Origin of the sequence: Terasakiella pusilla DSM 6293, from assembly GCF_000688235.1 — a bacterium.
GTDB lineage: Bacteria > Pseudomonadota > Alphaproteobacteria > Rhodospirillales > Terasakiellaceae > Terasakiella > Terasakiella pusilla.
Window position 1 is genome coordinate 1 of the sequence record NZ_JHYO01000045.1, and the last position, 17,437, is coordinate 17,437.

The following is a 17,437-nucleotide window of genomic DNA, read 5'->3' on the forward strand; positions in this document are numbered from 1 at the left end:
CCGGGTTCTATCAACCCGCACAAAAAGTTCAAAGGCGAAGCTTACATTCTTACTAAAGAAGAAGGTGGCCGTCACACGCCGTTCTTTGCGAACTATCGTCCGCAGTTCTACTTCCGTACAACTGACGTAACTGGTTCTATCACTCTGCCGGAAGGCACAGAGATGGTTATGCCTGGCGATAACGTAGAGTTCGAAATCGAATTGCTGACACCGATCGCGATGGACGAAGGTCTTCGTTTCGCGATCCGTGAAGGTGGTCGTACAGTTGGTGCGGGCGTTGTGTCCAAGATCCTCGACTAATCGACCTTTTCGGTTAAACGAGAAAGCCTCCTACCTAAGGGTAGGGGGCTTTTTTGTGTCTTGGCGCACGTCGGGTGCCTATGCGTTGAGATTCCCTTTAAGGGGCGCTGAAGGCACTCTCTGCGGCGGTTCTGGACGTGCTATGATACGAAGGGGCTTGATGTTTATGGTGATCTTGCGTGTGAAAAGCCTGTTAAAATGCCGCGAAGAAAAAAAGTTTGCATAAACCGCACTTTAATACTTGCCAGCATGCAATGGGGGCTATATAACGAGGCCGCTTTCAAGTTCTACGGTTACTTGAATGCGCCCGAGTAATCCCTTTTAGATACGTATAGGGAAGCACTGTAGGAGTGTAGCTCAGTTGGTAGAGCACCGGTCTCCAAAACCGGGTGCCGGGGGTTCGAGTCCCTCCACTCCTGCCATTTTGTTCGACGTATCCGTCACCATTTTTGAACTTAAGGATTGGTAAATCATGGCGAAGACATCACCGGGAAAATTTGCCCAAGAAGTTCGTCAGGAAGCGAAAAAGATTACATGGCCGACGCGTAAGGAAACGATGGTTTCTACGGGTATGGTTTTCGTTATGGTCTTTTTGGCTGCGATTTTCTTTTTCCTCGTAGATCAAGCGTTATCTACGGCGGTCAAAGCAATCTTTAGCTAAGGTAGAGACACATGGCACAAGCACGTTGGTACGTTATTCACGCCTATTCAGGTTTTGAAAATAAAGTTGCACAGACCCTGCGCGAGCAAGCGGAAAAAAAAGGTCTGAGCGAACTGTTTGAAGAAATTCTGGTTCCGACTGAAGAAGTGGTCGAGATGCGTCGTGGTAGCAAGGTTACAGCTAACCGTAAATTCTTCCCAGGCTATGTTCTGGCGAAAATGCAATTGACCGACGAAACTTGGAACATGGTTAAGAACACGGCGAAGGTCACAGACTTCCTCGGTGCGCAAGGTAAGCCTTGCCCGATTACGGAAGATGAAGCCCAGCGTATTCTGCATCAGGTACAAGAAGGTGTTGATCGTCCGCGCTCCAGCGTCTCCTTTGAGATTGGCGAGGAAGTTCGCGTTGTTGACGGTCCTTTTGCTTCCTTCAATGGTCTGGTGGAAGAAGTGGACGAAGAAAAGTCCCGCCTGAAAGTTTCTGTTTCAATCTTCGGGCGTTCTACGCCGGTTGAACTGGAATATAACCAGGTCGATAAAGCATAACGGGTTTTACAGGATAAGACTCGACAAGATTACGCAGCGTCTGTATAAGGCGCTGCGTTTTACCTTTTAAAAGGTATTTCCGATTCTTCTTTGAGGAGTTGGTGCACGCGAAGAATTCGTTCTTCGTCTCGTCGCGTGGGAGGTATAGCCAAGCCCGACCACGCAACCCGGTAACACTATAAACTGAGGTTTATTATGGCTAAAAAAGTTGCAGGCTACATTAAGCTGCAAATCGCTGCTGGCCAAGCAAACCCGTCCCCACCCGTGGGTCCGGCTTTGGGTCAAGCAGGCTTGAACATCATGGAATTCTGTAAGGCGTTTAACGCTGCGACACAAAAAATGGAACCGGGTACACCGACTCCTGTTGTGATCACGGCTTACGCTGACCGTACCTTCACTTTTGAAACTAAGATGCCGCCGGCAACTTACTTCATTAAGAAGAAGATCGGCCTCGCTAAAGGGTCCGGTACAACTGGTCAGGGCTACGTTGGTAAAATTACCAAAGCTCAACTGGCTGAGATCGCTGAAGAAAAGATCAAAGACATGAACGCGAACACTATTGAAGCCGCTGTTCAGTCTTTGGCTGGTACAGCGCGTTCTATGGGCGTTGAGGTAGTGGAGTAAGATCATGGCAAAAGTTGGTAAACGTCTTACTGCAGCCCGCGAAGGTTGGGACAAGCTGGCAACATTTGATGCGGCTGAAGCTGCTAAAATCGTTAAAGGCGCTGCAAAAGCTAAATTCGATGAAACTATCGAAATCGCTGTAAACCTGGGTGTTGACCCGCGTCACGCTGACCAAATGGTCCGTGGTGTTGTTGCTTTGCCGCACGGTACAGGCAAAACAATGCGCGTTGCTGTTTTTGCACGTGATGCAAAAGCGGAAGAAGCAAAAGAAGCCGGTGCTGACTTGGTCGGTGCTGAAGACCTGATGGAAAAAATTCAGGGCGGCGAAATGAACTTCGATCGCGTTATTGCAACACCTGACATGATGGCTGTTGTTGGTCGTCTGGGTAAAGTTTTGGGTCCGCGCGGCCTGATGCCGAACCCGAAACTGGGTACAGTGACACCGAACGTTAAAGCTGCTGTTGAAGCTGCGAAAGCTGGTGAAGTCCAGTTCCGCGTTGAAAAAGCTGGTATTGTTCACGCTGGTATCGGTAAAGCGTCCTTCACGGAAGCACAAATTGCTGAAAACGTGAAAGCGTTCATCGATGCGATTAACAAAGCCAAGCCGACAGGCGCTAAAGGCACTTATTTGAAGGCTGCTACAGTTTCTTCTACAATGGGTGTTGGCGTTAAGCTTGACATTTCATCTCTGGTCGGCTAAAAGCCCGCCAAAGTGAATGAGAGATTCTCCGGTTCTTCTTTTGAGGGACCGGAGTTGATCGAAAGGTGAAAGACCTTTCGTGACTGTCCAAGACTGAAGGTGCAACTCAAAAGGTTGTTTAAATCTGCCTTCATAGACGGAAGTAAAGAATTTGACGCATGCACATCGTTGCAGGCCTCTCTGAGAACTGACCTTCTGTGACAATTTGAGACAGTGGAACCGGGTAAAGGAATGGTCCTTTACTCATTGTCCATCGGATATCCAGTTTCCTTTGTGAACTGGTATCTAAAGTATCGGAGACGACATGAACCGTACCGAGAAAGAAGAACTTGTAGCAGAAATGCGCGAAATGTTCGCCAACAGCTCCACAGTTGTTGTCTCTCACTACAGTGGGTTGACAGTAGCACAGTTGGAAGAGTTGCGCGGCAAAATGCGTGAAGCTGGTGCTAGTTTCAAGGTAACGAAAAACCGTCTTACGAAACTCGCTCTTGCTGACAGCAAGTTCGAAGGCTTGGTTGATATCCTCAGTGGTCCGACTGCGATTGCATTCTCGGAAGACGCTGTGGCTGCTGCTAAAGCTACCGTGGAATTCGCTAAGAAAAACGACAAGCTCGTTATTCTTGGTGGTGCTATGGACGAAACTGCGCTTGACGTCGATGGTGTGAAGGCTTTGGCCTCTATGCCGTCACTCGACGAATTGCGTGGCAAGCTTGTGGGCGTGCTTCAAGCACCTGCACAGAAACTTGCTGCTGTTACACAAGCGCCTGCTGGCCAATTGGCTCGCGTATTTGGTGCTTACGGCTCGAGCGAAGCGTAACGTTTCGACGAGTTTTACTTTTTATTTTTACAGAACTAAGTTCTACGGAGTATATGAACAATGGCTGACCTCGATAAGTTGGTTGAAGACCTTTCCGCATTGACTGTTATGGAAGCTGCTGAGCTTTCTAAACTGCTCGAAGAAAAGTGGGGCGTATCTGCTGCTGCTCCTGTTGCTGTAGCTGCTGGTCCGGCTGCTGCTGCTGAAGCTGCTGAAGAAAAAACTGACTTCGACGTAATCCTGGCGTCTGCTGGCGACAAGAAAATCAACGTCATTAAAGAAGTTCGCGCTATCACAGGTCTTGGCCTGAAAGAAGCTAAAGAGCTGGTTGAAGGCGCACCGAAGCCTGTTAAAGAAGGCGTTGGTAAAGACGAAGCTGAAGAACTTAAGAAGAAACTCGAAGAAGCTGGTGCTACTGTCGAGCTTAAGTAATTCGTTAAAGCGTTTTAGCTTTAGTTTTACGAAAAACGGTCCTCATTTGAGGGCCGTTTTTTTATGGGATTTCGAGGCTGTTAGAAAGACCTAGTAAAAAAGTAGAATATTTCCAAACTACGACTTGCACGCCCTGCGGCCTTGATCTAAAAGGATAGCGTTTTTAATCATTTCACAGTGACTTAAGGGAAAGACTATGAAAGCTGAAGATCACAGAAAAGTAGCGCAATGGCACCTGAAGCAAGCAGAACTGCACGAAGCTTCCGGCGATTACGCTTGCGGTTGCCCGGCCAACGAAGAAAATACTCGTATTATCGAGATCGTTGAATCCGGTAAAATCGACGAAGAAAACGAGTGCTCTTTGGCTAGCTAAGCCTGACAGTATATCGATTTTAAAACGGCTCCTGTTTTAAGGGGCCGTTTTTTTATGGGGGAGACTTTTTTCTTTACCTTATCACAGGTTTCCTCTATAACGGCCCAAATCGCTGGGATGGATTGAATCGACGATTCGATCCGTCCTGGCTGTTTTTGTCTGGTCTATATCAGGCGAAAACATCTCCATCTGTGACCCGGATAGGCCTTAGCCAGGCCGATAAAGTCAGAGATATTCTGGAGTTAGCCTGCTCGCGAGGCAGGTTGTTTGGATGGAAATTGCATCTAGGTTCGGCGACCGATGGTGTAATGGAAGTTCAGTCACTTACATCCTTGAGGACACTAATGGCGAATCCGCTAATTAACCGCAAGCGTATCCGTAAAAGCTTCGGTCGTATTCAGACCGTTGCGCCGATGCCGAACCTGATTGAGGTTCAGAAATCCTCCTATGAACATTTTCTGCAAGCGACAGTAAAGCCGCAAGATCGTATCGATAACGGTCTGGAAGCAGTCTTCAAATCGGTTTTCCCGATTAATGACTTCTCCGAGCGTGGGACGCTGGAATATGTTTCCTATGAATTTGAAGAGCCCAAATACGACGTTGAAGAATGTCAGCAACGCGGCATGACGTACTCTGCCCCGTTGAAAATGACTCTGCGTCTGGTTGTTTGGGACGTTGATGAAGATACGGGCGCGCGTTCCGTTCGCGACATCAAAGAACAAGACGTTTACATGGGCGATATGCCGTTCATGACGTCCAACGGTACATTCGTTGTTAACGGTACAGAGCGTGTTATCGTTTCTCAGATGCACCGTTCACCGGGTGTCTTCTTCGATCACGATAAAGGGAAGACGCACTCTTCAGGTAAATACCTGTTTGCTGCACGTATCATTCCTTACCGTGGTTCCTGGCTCGATTTCGAATTTGATGCCAAAGATATCCTCTATGTTCGTATCGACCGTCGCCGTAAGTTGCCGGTAACGACGCTGTTGATGGCGTTGGATAATGCTGCAACTGCTGCGAAACGCGAAGCGGGTGAGCATGTGGCGGAAGAAGACCGCATTGGCATGTCCCCGGAAGATATTCTGAACTTCTTCTACAATACCATTGAGTACACTCGTGGTAAAAAAGGCTGGCAAACGACCTTCGACGCTGAGCGTCTGCAAGGGACGAAGCTGATGCACGATCTTGTGGATGCGAAAACAGGTGAAACTGTTTTGGGTCTCGGCAAGAAAGTGACGCCGCGTCAAGCTAAGAAGCTGGCCGAAGGTGGTTTGGAAAACGTTCTGGTTTCTCAGGAAGAATTGATTGGCAAGTTTGTTGCCTCTGACCTGATTAACGAAAAGACAGGCGAGATTTTTGTTGAAGCCGGTGGCGAGCTGACAGCTGAATTGCTGGAAGAACTCGAAAACGCTGGTGTGACGGATCTGCCGTTGCTGTCTATCGACCATGTAAACATCGGCCCGTACGTCCGTAACACACTGGCAGTTGACAAGAACTCTACTCGTGAAGAAGCATTGATCGATATCTATCGTGTCATGCGTCCGGGTGAGCCGCCGACCTTGGAATCTGCTGAATCTTTGTTCGAAAGCCTGTTCTTCGATCAAGAACGTTACGACCTGTCTGCGGTTGGTCGTGTGAAAATGAACATGCGTCTGGGTTTCGACGAAATCCCGGATACTATTCGTACATTGCGTCGTGATGACATTCTGGAAGTTCTGCGTATCCTCGTTGAATTGAAAGACGGTCGTGGCGAAATCGACGATATCGATCACTTGGGCAACCGTCGTGTTCGTTCCGTTGGTGAGTTGATGGAAAACCAATACCGTATTGGTCTGCTGCGTATGGAACGTGCGATCAAAGAACGTATGGGCTCTGTTGATATCGACACGGTTATGCCGCACGATTTGATCAACGCGAAACCGGCTGCGGCTGCGGTACGTGAATTCTTCGGCTCTTCTCAGCTGTCGCAGTTCATGGACCAAACAAACCCGCTGTCCGAAGTGACGCACAAACGTCGTCTTTCAGCCTTGGGTCCGGGTGGTTTGACCCGTGAGCGCGCAGGCTTTGAAGTACGTGACGTACACCCGACACACTATGGTCGTATCTGCCCGATTGAAACGCCTGAAGGTCCGAACATCGGTCTGATCAACTCTTTGTCCACATTCGCCCGCGTCAACAAATACGGCTTCATCGAAAGCCCGTATCGCCGTGTTGTCGATGGTCAGGTAACCGACGAAGTGATGTATCTGTCCGCGATGCAGGAAGGCCGCTACACAGTGGCGCAGGCGAACGCTAACCTTGATGAAGAAGGTCGCTTTAAAGATGACCTGATCTCTTGCCGTCAGGCAGGGGAATATATCATGGCGCGTCCGGAAGATATTACCCTGATCGACGTTTCTCCAAAACAGATTGTGTCCGTTGCGGCGGCGATGATCCCGTTCTTGGAAAACGATGATGCGAACCGTGCGTTGATGGGTTCAAACATGCAACGTCAGGCCGTTCCGCTGCTTCAGGCTGATGCACCACTTGTTGGTACAGGCATGGAAGAAATCGTTGCCCGTGATTCCGGTGCGGCGATCGTAGCGAAACGCGACGGTATCATTGACTCTGTTGATGCGACCCGTATCGTTGTGCGTGCTGAAAGCGATGATGCTTCTACAGTTGGTGTAGACATCTTTACTTTGAAGAAGTTCAAACGTTCCAACCAAAACACATGTATCAACCAACGCCCGCTGGTGAAGGTTGGCGACCGTGTGACGGCTGGTACCGTTCTTGCGGATGGCCCGTCTACGGACATGGGGGATCTGGCTTTGGGTCGTAACGTGCTCGTGGCGTTCATGCCATGGAACGGTTACAACTTCGAGGATTCCATTCTGATCTCCGAACGTATTGTGCGTGATGACGTCTTCACTTCCATTCACTTGGAAGAGTTTGAAGTCATGGCTCGTGATACCAAACTTGGTCAGGAAGAAATCACGCGCGACATCCCGAACGTGGGTGAAGAAGCGCTGAAAAACCTCGACGAAGCAGGTATCGTTTACATCGGTGCGGAAGTGAAAGCTTCTGACATTCTGGTTGGTAAAGTAACGCCGAAGGGTGAAAGCCCGATGACGCCGGAAGAAAAACTTCTGCGCGCTATCTTCGGTGAGAAAGCATCTGACGTGCGTGACACATCTCTGCGTATGCCTCCGGGCGCGACAGGTACTGTTGTCGAAGTTCGCGTCTTTAACCGCCGCGGTGTGGAAAAAGACGAGCGTGCCTTGGCTATCGAACGTGCGGAAATCGAACGTCTTGCAAAAGACCGCGATGACGAACGTAAGATCCACGAACGTAACCTTGCTGCGCGTATGAAATCGACTGTTGTCGGTCAAATCGCGGTTGCAGGTCCGAACGGCATGCAAACCGGTGTTGAAATCACCGAAGAGATGCTGGATCAGTTCAACCCGGGTCAGTTGATCCACGTTGCTGTAGAAAACGACGAAGTTCAAAGTGATGTTGAATCACTGAAGAAACACTTTGAAGACGGTATTGCCCGTGTTCAAGAGCGTTTCGAGAACAAGGTTGAGAAACTGCAACGCGGTGACGAACTGCCACCAGGGGTAATGAAGATGGTTAAAGTCTTCGTTGCGATCAAACGTAAGCTTCAGCCGGGTGATAAAATGGCCGGTCGTCACGGGAACAAAGGGGTTATCTCCCGCATTGTTCCGATGGAAGACATGCCTTACCTCGAAGACGGCACGCCCGTTGACGTCGTATTGAACCCGCTTGGTGTACCTTCGCGTATGAACGTTGGTCAGATCCTTGAGACACACCTTGGTTGGGCTGCGGCTGGTCTGGGTCGTCAAATCGGCGAACAGCTGGATGCGGCAAAACGTAGCGGTGCTTATGATGGCGTTCGTGATAAACTTCACTTTGCTTATGGTGATGAATATTACGACGAATACGTCAAAGACATGAATGACGAAGAAGTCGACGAGTTGGCGGGCAACCTGCGTAAGGGGGTACCGATGGCGACGCCGGTATTCGATGGGGCTACACCTGATGACATTTCCCAGCATTTGGAAATGGCAGGGTACAATGCATCCGGTCAGTCCACATTGTATGATGGGCGTACGGGTGACATGTTCCACCGTCAAGTGACCGTTGGTTACATTTACATGCTGAAACTTCATCACCTTGTTGATGACAAACTGCACGCCCGTTCCATCGGCCCGTACAGCTTGGTTACACAACAGCCGTTGGGCGGTAAGGCTCAGTTCGGTGGTCAGCGCTTCGGTGAGATGGAGGTGTGGGCACTGGAAGCTTATGGTGCTGCTTATACCCTTCAGGAAATGCTCACGGTTAAGTCCGATGACGTTTCCGGTCGTACGAAAGTGTATGAAGCCATCGTTCGTGGTGAAGACAGCTTCGAAGCCGGTATTCCGGAATCCTTCAACGTTCTGGTGAAAGAGCTTCAGGCTCTCGGCCTTAACGTAAACATGAACCAAGGGGATTACTAATATGTCGGAATTGATGAAATTCTTTGGGCAGGTGAGCGGCGCACAGCAGTTCGACAGCCTGCAAATCAATATCGCCAGCCCGGATAAAATCCGTTCTTGGTCATATGGTGAAATCAAAAAGCCGGAAACGATTAACTATCGTACCTTCAAGCCGGAGCGTGACGGTCTGTTCTGTGCACGCATCTTCGGTCCGGTAAAAGATTATGAGTGCTTGTGCGGTAAATATAAGCGCATGAAGTACAAAGGCATTGTTTGTGAAAAATGTGGTGTTGAAGTCACATTGACCAAAGTGCGTCGTGAGCGTATGGGCCATATCGAATTGGCGGCGCCTGTGGCACACATTTGGTTCCTCAAATCTTTGCCGTCCCGTATCGGTCTGTTGCTGGACATGACGCTTAAGGATCTGGAACGCGTTCTCTACTTCGAAAACTTCGTTGTGGTTGAGCCGGGCCTGACTCCGCTTAAGCAGAAAGAACTACTCAGTGAAGAACAGTATATTAATGCGGTTGAAGAATACGGTCAGGACGCTTTCACCGCCGGTATCGGTGCGGAAGCCATCCGTGATATGCTGGCTGAAATCCACCTTGAAGACGAAATGGAAGACCTTCGTGATGAACTTCGCGAAACAAATTCCGAAGCCAAGCGTAAGAAGCTGGTTAAGCGTCTCAAGTTGGTTGAAGCCTTCCTTGAGTCCGGTTCTCGTCCGGAATGGATGATCCTTGAAGTTGTTCCGGTGATTCCGCCGGAACTGCGTCCGTTGGTTCCGCTGGATGGCGGCCGTTTTGCGACGTCTGACCTCAACGACCTTTATCGTCGTGTGATCAACCGTAACAACCGTCTGAAGCGACTGATCGAACTGCGCGCACCGGAAATCATCGTACGTAACGAAAAACGTATGTTGCAGGAATCCGTTGACGCTCTGTTTGATAACAGCCGTCGTTCTCGCCCGATCACGGGTGCGAACAAGCGTCCGCTGAAGTCACTGTCAGACATGCTTAAAGGGAAGCAAGGTCGTTTCCGTCAAAACCTTCTTGGCAAACGTGTCGACTATTCCGGTCGTTCGGTTATCGTAGTTGGTCCGGAGCTGATGCTGCACCAATGTGGCCTGCCGAAGAAAATGGCGCTTGAACTGTTCAAGCCGTTCATCTACGCGAAGCTGGAGCTTTACGGGATGGCGACAACCATTAAAGCGGCAAAACGCATGGTGGAAAAAGAACGTCCGGAAGTTTGGGATATCCTCGAAGAAGTTATCCGCGAACACCCGGTCATGCTGAACCGCGCACCGACGCTTCACCGTTTGGGTATCCAAGCGTTTGAACCGACGTTGGTTGAAGGTAAAGCGATCCAGCTGCACCCGCTTGTTTGTACAGCCTTTAACGCTGACTTTGACGGCGACCAGATGGCGGTACACGTACCGTTGTCACTGGAAGCACAGCTTGAAGCACGTGTCTTGATGATGTCTACAAACAACATCCTGCAACCTGCTTCTGGTAAGCCGATCATTGTACCGTCTCAGGATATCGTATTGGGTATTTACTACCTCTCTATGGAGCTTGAAGGCGAGAAGGGTGAAGGCATGCACTTCTCCGGTGTGGGTGAGATTCACCAAGCACTGGACAACGATGTTGTTAGCCTGCACGCGAAAGTCACATGTCGTTACCGTACAATCGATGAAAACGGCGACGAAGTGGTCGAACGTGTAGAAACGACACCGGGTCGTATGCTGCTGTCCGAACTGTTGCCGCGTCACACAAAAGTGCCGTTCGCTCTGATCAACCGTCTTTTGACAAAGAAAGACGTGTCTAACGTCATCGGTGAAGTGTACCGTCACGTTGGTCAGAAAGAGACTGTCATCTTCTGTGACCGCATCATGGGGCTTGGGTTCAAATGGGCCTGTAAAGCCGGTATCTCGTTCGGTAAAGACGACATGGTTATTCCTGACGCCAAAGCGCCTTTGGTTGCACAAACCAAAGAAGCGGTTAAGGAATTTGAGCGTCAGTACATGGATGGTCTGATCACGCAGCGTGAGAAGTACAACAAAGTTGTTGATGCTTGGTCACACTGTAACGATCAGGTGACGACTGAGATGATGAAGGAAATCTCGCGCATTGAGCCGGGCGTTCCGATCAACTCCGTTTACATGATGGCTCACTCCGGTGCCCGTGGTTCTACTGCACAGATGCGTCAGCTTGGCGGGATGCGTGGTTTGATGGCCAAGCCGTCTGGTGAGATTATCGAAACGCCGATCATCGCGAACTTTAAAGAAGGTCTGACCGTACTTGAGTACTTTAACTCGACACACGGTGCCCGTAAGGGTCTTGCAGATACGGCTTTGAAAACAGCGAACTCCGGTTACTTGACACGTCGTCTTGTTGACGTTGCACAGGATTGTATCATCTTCGAAGATGATTGCGGTACTGAAGCTGGTTTGACAACACGTGCTGTTATGGACGGTGGCGACGAGATCGTTTCTCTCTACGAACGTATCTTGGGCCGTTCTGCAGGCGAAGACATCATTCACCCGGAAACTGGTGATGTGATCTTGGCAGCAGGTCAACTGATCGAAGAAGAAGAAGCAAAAGCAATTGAAGATGCTGGCGTGGAAACTGTGAAGATCCGTTCTGTCCTGACATGTGAAGCTGAAAACGGTGTTTGTGCGACATGTTATGGTCGTGACCTTGCCCGTAACACGAAGGTAAACCGTGGGGAAGCAGTTGGTGTTATCGCTGCCCAGTCCATTGGCGAGCCGGGTACACAGCTGACAATGCGTACGTTCCACATTGGTGGTGCGGCGACGGGTGGTGCCGAGCAGAACTCTATCGAGACTGCGTATGACGGTACAATCAAGCTCGTCAATTGCCAGACGGTTAAAAACTCGTCCAACGTCGACGTGGTTATGAGCCGTAACACGGAACTGTTGTTGATCGACAACGTCGGTAAAGAACGTGCACGTCACCGTATTAACTACGGTACAAAACTGTTTGTGACTGACGGGCAGGTTGTTGAACGTGGTACGAAATTGGCCGAGTGGGATCCGCACACATTGCCGGTCCTGACAGAAGTGAATGGTACGGTTAAGTATGTTGATATCGTTGACGGTGTTTCCGTTGCCGATCAAACAGACGAAGCCACAGGTATCGCCTCTAAAGTGATCGTGGATTGGAAGAGCTTGCCAGCTGGGTCTGACTTGCGTCCGCACATCGCGATCGTTGATGAAAATGGCGTTCCGCAAAACATTTCCACCGGTCAGGATGCAAAATACTACGTTTCCGTAGACTCTGTATTGTCCGTTTCTGACGGCGATCAGGTTCACGCGGGTGACACATTGGCACGTATCCCACGTGAGTCTGCAAAGACACGTGATATTACCGGTGGTCTGCCGCGCGTTGCGGAACTGTTCGAAGCTCGTAAGCCGAAAGATCATGCGATTATCTCTGATATCGATGGTCGCGTTACCTTCGGTAAAGACTATAAGAACAAACGTCGTATTGTTGTTACACCTGAAGGTGATGATGCTGAACCGATGGAATTCCTGGTTCCAAAAGGCAAGCATACATCCGTTCAGGAAGGTGACTACGTTCGTAAAGGTGACCCGTTGATGGACGGTAGCCCGGTTCCTCATGATATCCTACGCGTTATGGGTGTTGAGGCTCTGGCAGAATTCCTGATTGCTGAAATTCAGGAAGTTTACCGCCTGCAAGGGGTTATGATTAACGACAAGCATATCGAAACGATTGCGCGTCAGATGCTGCAAAAGATCGAAATCACCGATCCGGGTGACACAACCTTCTTGGTTGGGGAACAAGTGGATCGCGTTGAGTTCCGTCGTGAAAACAAAAAGGCCGAAGACCGTGGCGATCGTATCGCAGCGGGTCATCCGATCCTGCTTGGTATCACGAAGGCGTCTTTGCAGACACAATCCTTCATCTCCGCAGCGTCCTTCCAGGAAACCACTCGCGTTCTGACTGAAGCGGCTGTTTCCGGTAAGAAAGACTACCTGTTGGGTCTGAAAGAGAACGTGATCGTGGGTCGTTTGATCCCTGCGGGTACGGGTGCTTACATGGGTAAAGTTCGTCAGCTTGCTGCCGAGCGTGACCGTGAAGCCGGGTACGTGCCGGAGCATGAGCAAGCTGCTAAAGCAGCCGCTGCTGCCCAAGCCGAAGCTGAAGCCGCGCATAGCGCTGCCTTGACTTCTGGTGAAGCACCGGTAGAACCTGCTGAATAAGCGACGTTCTTAAGTCAAAAGAAAAGCCGGGTAGGGCAGTTGCTCTATCCGGCTTTCTTGGTTAAAAGGGGGCGAACTTAGTCCGCTTTCTTTTCAATCCATTCCCCTGCTTTTTGAACATCGCGACCGACACCTTCCATGGTGTTGCAGGCCGATAGAACAAAGAGAAGAGTAACGGTGAGCGCTGTATTTATTACGAGGGTTTTCATAAAAACCTGCCTGTTGTTTTTCTTCTATACGTCTTAATATGTGTCGACGGTGGGCGACATGTCAACGTTGTCTTAAGCCGTTGACGGGCAGTCGTTAAGAGCCGGTTAATGGTTTCTCTTGACAATTGCTGAAATATCCATAGTATCCCCGCCCTATTGAGTGGTGGAGTCTGTTGCTTTTTTTTTAAGAGAGATAACAGCCTTCATATTGTTGTAACAGGAACGTTATAACATCCGCGAAATTCGACTGACGGGAAGGTTAAGCCTGACCGTTGGGTTTTTATGTTTTAAGCGCGTTATAACGTTGCGAGTGTGTCAAGGAACATACTGCATTATGCCTACTATTAACCAACTGATCCGCAAGCCGCGTAAACCGAAACCAGTTCGTAACATGGTTCCGGCTATGGAAGCTTGCCCGCAAAAACGTGGCGTTTGTACGCGCGTTTATACAACTACACCTAAGAAACCTAACTCCGCTTTGCGTAAAGTTGCTCGTGTTCGTTTGACGAACGGTTTCGAGGTTACGTCCTACATCCCTGGTGAAGGTCACAACTTGCAAGAACACTCTGTCGTGATGATCCGCGGCGGCCGTGTAAAAGATTTGCCTGGTGTTCGTTATCACATCATCCGTGGTGTTCTCGATACACAAGGTCTGCAAGATCGTCGTCAACGTCGTTCGCACTACGGTGCGAAGCGTCCGAAATAAGGGGATTAGAATATGTCTCGTAGACGCGCTGCTGAAAAGCGTACAGTATTGCCTGACGCCAAATATGGTGACATCGTACTGACTAAATTCATGAACGGTTTGATGCTCGACGGTCGTAAGTCCGCTGCAGAGAAAATCGTTTACACAGCTTTCGAAAACATTGAGAAAAAAACTGGTAACGATCCGGTTGCTCAATTCCACGAAGCTCTCGAAAATGTTAAGCCTGCCGTCGAAGTGCGTTCTCGCCGCGTTGGTGGTGCTACGTATCAGGTGCCAGTTGAAGTTCGTGCTACACGTCGTCAGGCGTTGGCTATTCGCTGGATCATCGATGCGACACGTAACCGCAGTGAAAACACTATGGCTGACCGTTTGACTGGCGAATTGCTGGACGCGGCTCAAAACCGTGGTGCTGCTGTTAAAAAGCGTGAAGATACGCACCGTATGGCTGAAGCTAACAAAGCCTTCTCTCACTATCGCTGGTAAGATCGGATATCCTAAATGGCTAAACAATATCCTTTGGAGAAATATCGTAATATCGGCATCATGGCTCACATTGATGCAGGTAAGACGACGACTACCGAACGTATTCTGTACTACACTGGTAAATCTTATAAGATCGGTGAAACACATGACGGTACAGCTACTATGGACTGGATGGCGCAGGAGCAAGAGCGTGGGATTACCATTACCTCTGCTGCGACAACTACGTTCTGGCGCGACCACCGCGTAAACATCATTGATACACCGGGCCACGTTGACTTCACAATTGAAGTTGAGCGTTCCTTGCGTGTACTCGATGGTGCTGTTTGTGTATTCGATGCTGTTGCTGGTGTAGAACCGCAATCTGAAACTGTATGGCGCCAAGCTGATAAGTACAACGTACCGCGTATGTGCTTTGTCAACAAAATGGACCGTATGGGTTCGAACTTCTACCGTTGCGTAGACATGATCATTGACCGTCTTGGTGCGGTTCCACTGGTTCTGTCTTTGCCGATCGGTAACGAAGCAGATTACGCTGGTCACGTTGACCTGATCCGTATGCAAGCTGTCATCTGGAATGGTGAAGAGCTGGGTGCAAGCTTCGAATACACGGACATTCCTGCAGATTTGGCTGACAAAGCTGCTGAATACCGTGAAAAGCTGGTCGAGACTGCTGTTGAGCAAAACGACGAGGCGATGGAAGCTTACCTCGAAGGTAATGAGCCGGATGAAGAAACTCTTCGTGCTTGTATCCGTAAAGGTACAATCGGCTTGGCATTCGTTCCGGTACTTTGCGGTACAGCCTTTAAGAACAAAGGCGTTCAGTCTTTGCTTGATGCTGTTATCGATTATTTGCCGGCACCGACCGATATCGCTCCGATCCGTGGTGTTGATGCGAAAGACGAAGAAAAAGAGATCACACGTCCGAACTCTGACGACGCGCCGTTCTCTGCTCTCGCCTTTAAGATCATGAACGACCCGTTTGTGGGTTCTTTGACATTCGCACGTATCTATTCTGGTACATTGGAAGCTGGTTCTTACGTTACAAACACCGTTAAAGGTAAAAAAGAACGTATCGGCCGTATGCTTTTGATGCATGCATCAGAGCGTGAAGAAATCAAAGAAGCATCTGCGGGCGACATCGTTGCTCTGGTTGGTCTGAAAGATACAACAACTGGTGACACTCTGTGTGCCAACGACAGCCAGGTTATCCTGGAACGTATGGAATTCCCAGAGCCGGTTATCGAAGTTGCTGTTGAGCCGAAGACCAAAGCTGACCAAGAAAAAATGGGTATCGCGCTTGCACGTTTGGCAGCCGAAGATCCATCTTTCCGCGTCACGACAGACCACGAAACTGGTCAGACTGTAATCGCCGGTATGGGCGAATTGCACCTGGACATTCTGGTTGACCGTATGAAGCGTGAATTCAAAGTTGAAGCTAACGTTGGTGCACCGCAGGTGGCCTACCGTGAATCCTTCGGCCAAGAAGTTGAAATCGACTACACCCACAAGAAACAGTCTGGTGGTTCTGGTCAGTACGCTCGCGTACAAATTCGCTTTACGCCGATGGACAGCAACGCTGAAACCAACTTCGAGTTCAAGAGCACGATCGTTGGTGGTTCTGTACCGAAAGAATACATTCCGGGTGTTGAAAAAGGTCTCAACACGTCTATGGACACTGGTTCTATCGCGGGCTTCCCGGTTGTGGGGGTACAAGCAACTTTGTTTGATGGCGCTTACCACGACGTTGACTCTAGCGTTCTTGCCTTCGAAATTGCAGCCCGTGCTGCCTTCCGTGAAGGTATGAAACAGTCTAAACCGAAACTTCTTGAGCCGATCATGAAGGTCGAAGTTGTTACCCCTGAAGATTACATGGGTGACATCATTGGTGACTTGAACTCTCGTCGTGGTCAGGTTTCCTCTATGGACCAACGTGGTATCGCACGTGTCGTAAATGCTGACGTTCCGCTTGCCAACATGTTTGGTTACGTGAACAACCTGCGCTCCTTGTCTCAAGGTCGTGCACAGTTCACTATGCAGTTCGACCACTACGCAGAAGTGCCGAACAACGTCGCTGAAGAAATTAAAGAAAAGTTGGCTGGTTAATCCAGCCAACGCCTACTTTTTAAAATTGGAGTTACTTAGTAATGGCTAAGGCAAAGTTTGAACGTAATAAACCGCACTGTAACATTGGTACAGTTGGTCACGTTGACCATGGTAAAACAACCCTGACAGCTGCGATCACCAAAGTATTGGCTGAAGCTGGCGGCGCAGAATTTTCTGATTACGCTGACATCGACAAAGCGCCTGAAGAAAAAGCACGTGGTATCACGATTTCTACAGCGCACGTAGAATACGAAACAGAAGCACGTCACTACGCACACGTAGATTGCCCGGGTCACGCTGACTATGTTAAAAACATGATCACTGGTGCGGCGCAAATGGACGGCGCGATCTTGGTTGTTAACGCTGCTGACGGCCCGATGCCGCAGACACGTGAGCACATCCTGTTGGCACGTCAGGTTGGCGTTCCTGCACTTGTTGTTTACATGAACAAAGTTGACCAAGTTGACGACGAAGAACTTCTGGAACTGGTTGAGATGGAAATCCGTGAACTCCTCGAGTCTTACGAATTCCCAGGCGACGAAATTCCGGTAATCGCTGGTTCTGCTCTTGCGGCTCTCGAAGGTCGTGACGACAACATCGGTAAAGAATCTATCCTGAAGCTGATGGCTGCTGTTGACGAGTACATCCCGCAGCCGGAACGTGCGAAAGATCTGCCGTTCCTGATGCCGATCGAGGACGTGTTCTCTATCTCCGGTCGTGGTACAGTCGTAACAGGCCGTGTTGAGCGTGGCGTGAT

At 49.6% G+C, this 17,437-nt stretch carries 15 protein-coding genes and 1 tRNA gene; 15 read left to right on the plus strand and 1 reads right to left on the minus strand.

Annotation, left to right across the window (positions count from 1 at the left end):
* From Q397_RS23445 to rpoC, 11 genes are all read left to right on the plus strand, one after another.
* The coding region (locus Q397_RS23445) for an EF-Tu C-terminal domain-related protein (RefSeq protein ID WP_038012901.1) at positions 1-300 on the plus strand (300 nt) is incomplete at its 5' end.
* Between the two features lie 346 nt (positions 301-646).
* Positions 647-722 (plus strand) — tRNA-Trp (locus Q397_RS0119035).
* A gap of 50 nt (positions 723-772) precedes the next feature.
* Positions 773-961 carry a preprotein translocase subunit SecE gene (gene secE / locus Q397_RS0119040; RefSeq protein ID WP_028880758.1) on the plus strand — a complete coding sequence of 63 codons (189 nt, stop codon included), beginning with the start codon at positions 773-775 and terminating at the stop codon, positions 959-961.
* Between the two features lie 11 nt (positions 962-972).
* Positions 973-1,506 (plus strand): transcription termination/antitermination protein NusG, encoded by a 534-nt coding sequence (nusG, locus tag Q397_RS0119045; protein WP_028880759.1) that lies wholly within the window; start codon positions 973-975, stop codon positions 1,504-1,506.
* Positions 1,507-1,701: 195 nt separating this feature from the next.
* Positions 1,702-2,130: a 50S ribosomal protein L11 gene (gene rplK, locus Q397_RS0119050; RefSeq protein WP_028880760.1), complete on the plus strand. Its 429-nt coding sequence runs from the start codon at positions 1,702-1,704 to the stop codon at positions 2,128-2,130.
* 4 nt (positions 2,131-2,134) lie between these two features.
* A complete protein-coding gene (gene rplA, locus Q397_RS0119055) occupies positions 2,135-2,830 on the plus strand; it encodes a 50S ribosomal protein L1 (protein ID WP_028880761.1) in 696 nt (231 codons plus the stop codon).
* A gap of 304 nt (positions 2,831-3,134) precedes the next feature.
* Positions 3,135-3,647 carry a 50S ribosomal protein L10 gene (gene rplJ, locus Q397_RS0119060; RefSeq protein WP_028880762.1) on the plus strand — a complete coding sequence of 171 codons (513 nt, stop codon included), beginning with the start codon at positions 3,135-3,137 and terminating at the stop codon, positions 3,645-3,647.
* A gap of 60 nt (positions 3,648-3,707) precedes the next feature.
* Positions 3,708-4,079 carry a 50S ribosomal protein L7/L12 gene (gene rplL / locus Q397_RS0119065; RefSeq protein ID WP_028880763.1) on the plus strand — a complete coding sequence of 124 codons (372 nt, stop codon included), beginning with the start codon at positions 3,708-3,710 and terminating at the stop codon, positions 4,077-4,079.
* Positions 4,080-4,275: 196 nt separating this feature from the next.
* On the plus strand, positions 4,276-4,452 hold the full coding sequence (locus Q397_RS25235) for a hypothetical protein (RefSeq protein WP_169738019.1): 177 nt from the start codon (positions 4,276-4,278) through the stop codon (positions 4,450-4,452).
* A 344-nt stretch (positions 4,453-4,796) separates the two neighbouring features.
* Positions 4,797-8,954: a DNA-directed RNA polymerase subunit beta gene (gene rpoB / locus Q397_RS0119075; protein ID WP_028880764.1), complete on the plus strand. Its 4,158-nt coding sequence runs from the start codon at positions 4,797-4,799 to the stop codon at positions 8,952-8,954.
* A gap of 1 nt (position 8,955) precedes the next feature.
* The gene (gene rpoC / locus Q397_RS23450) at positions 8,956-13,179 is read left to right on the plus strand and encodes a DNA-directed RNA polymerase subunit beta' (RefSeq protein WP_051610364.1); all 4,224 of its coding nucleotides are present in this window, start codon (positions 8,956-8,958) and stop codon (positions 13,177-13,179) included.
* Between the two features lie 77 nt (positions 13,180-13,256).
* On the opposite strand, the gene Q397_RS24850 is transcribed toward rpoC, so the two are convergent.
* Positions 13,257-13,388, minus strand: coding sequence for an entericidin A/B family lipoprotein (locus Q397_RS24850; protein ID WP_084149135.1), 132 nt, complete (start codon positions 13,386-13,388; stop codon positions 13,257-13,259).
* Positions 13,389-13,722: 334 nt separating this feature from the next.
* Here Q397_RS24850 and rpsL point away from each other — a divergent pair, with 334 nt between their 5' ends.
* The 4 genes from rpsL to Q397_RS0119105 form a co-directional block, all read left to right on the plus strand.
* Positions 13,723-14,094 carry a 30S ribosomal protein S12 gene (gene rpsL / locus Q397_RS0119090; protein WP_028880765.1) on the plus strand — a complete coding sequence of 124 codons (372 nt, stop codon included), beginning with the start codon at positions 13,723-13,725 and terminating at the stop codon, positions 14,092-14,094.
* 12 nt (positions 14,095-14,106) lie between these two features.
* Positions 14,107-14,577, plus strand: coding sequence for a 30S ribosomal protein S7 (gene rpsG / locus Q397_RS0119095; RefSeq protein WP_028880766.1), 471 nt, complete (start codon positions 14,107-14,109; stop codon positions 14,575-14,577).
* A gap of 15 nt (positions 14,578-14,592) precedes the next feature.
* Entirely contained in the window at positions 14,593-16,680 is a 2,088-nt protein-coding gene (gene fusA, locus Q397_RS0119100; RefSeq protein ID WP_028880767.1) for an elongation factor G, read from the plus strand.
* 41 nt (positions 16,681-16,721) lie between these two features.
* A partial coding sequence (locus Q397_RS0119105; RefSeq protein ID WP_028880768.1) for a GTP-binding protein occupies positions 16,722-17,437 on the plus strand: 716 nt, incomplete at its 3' end.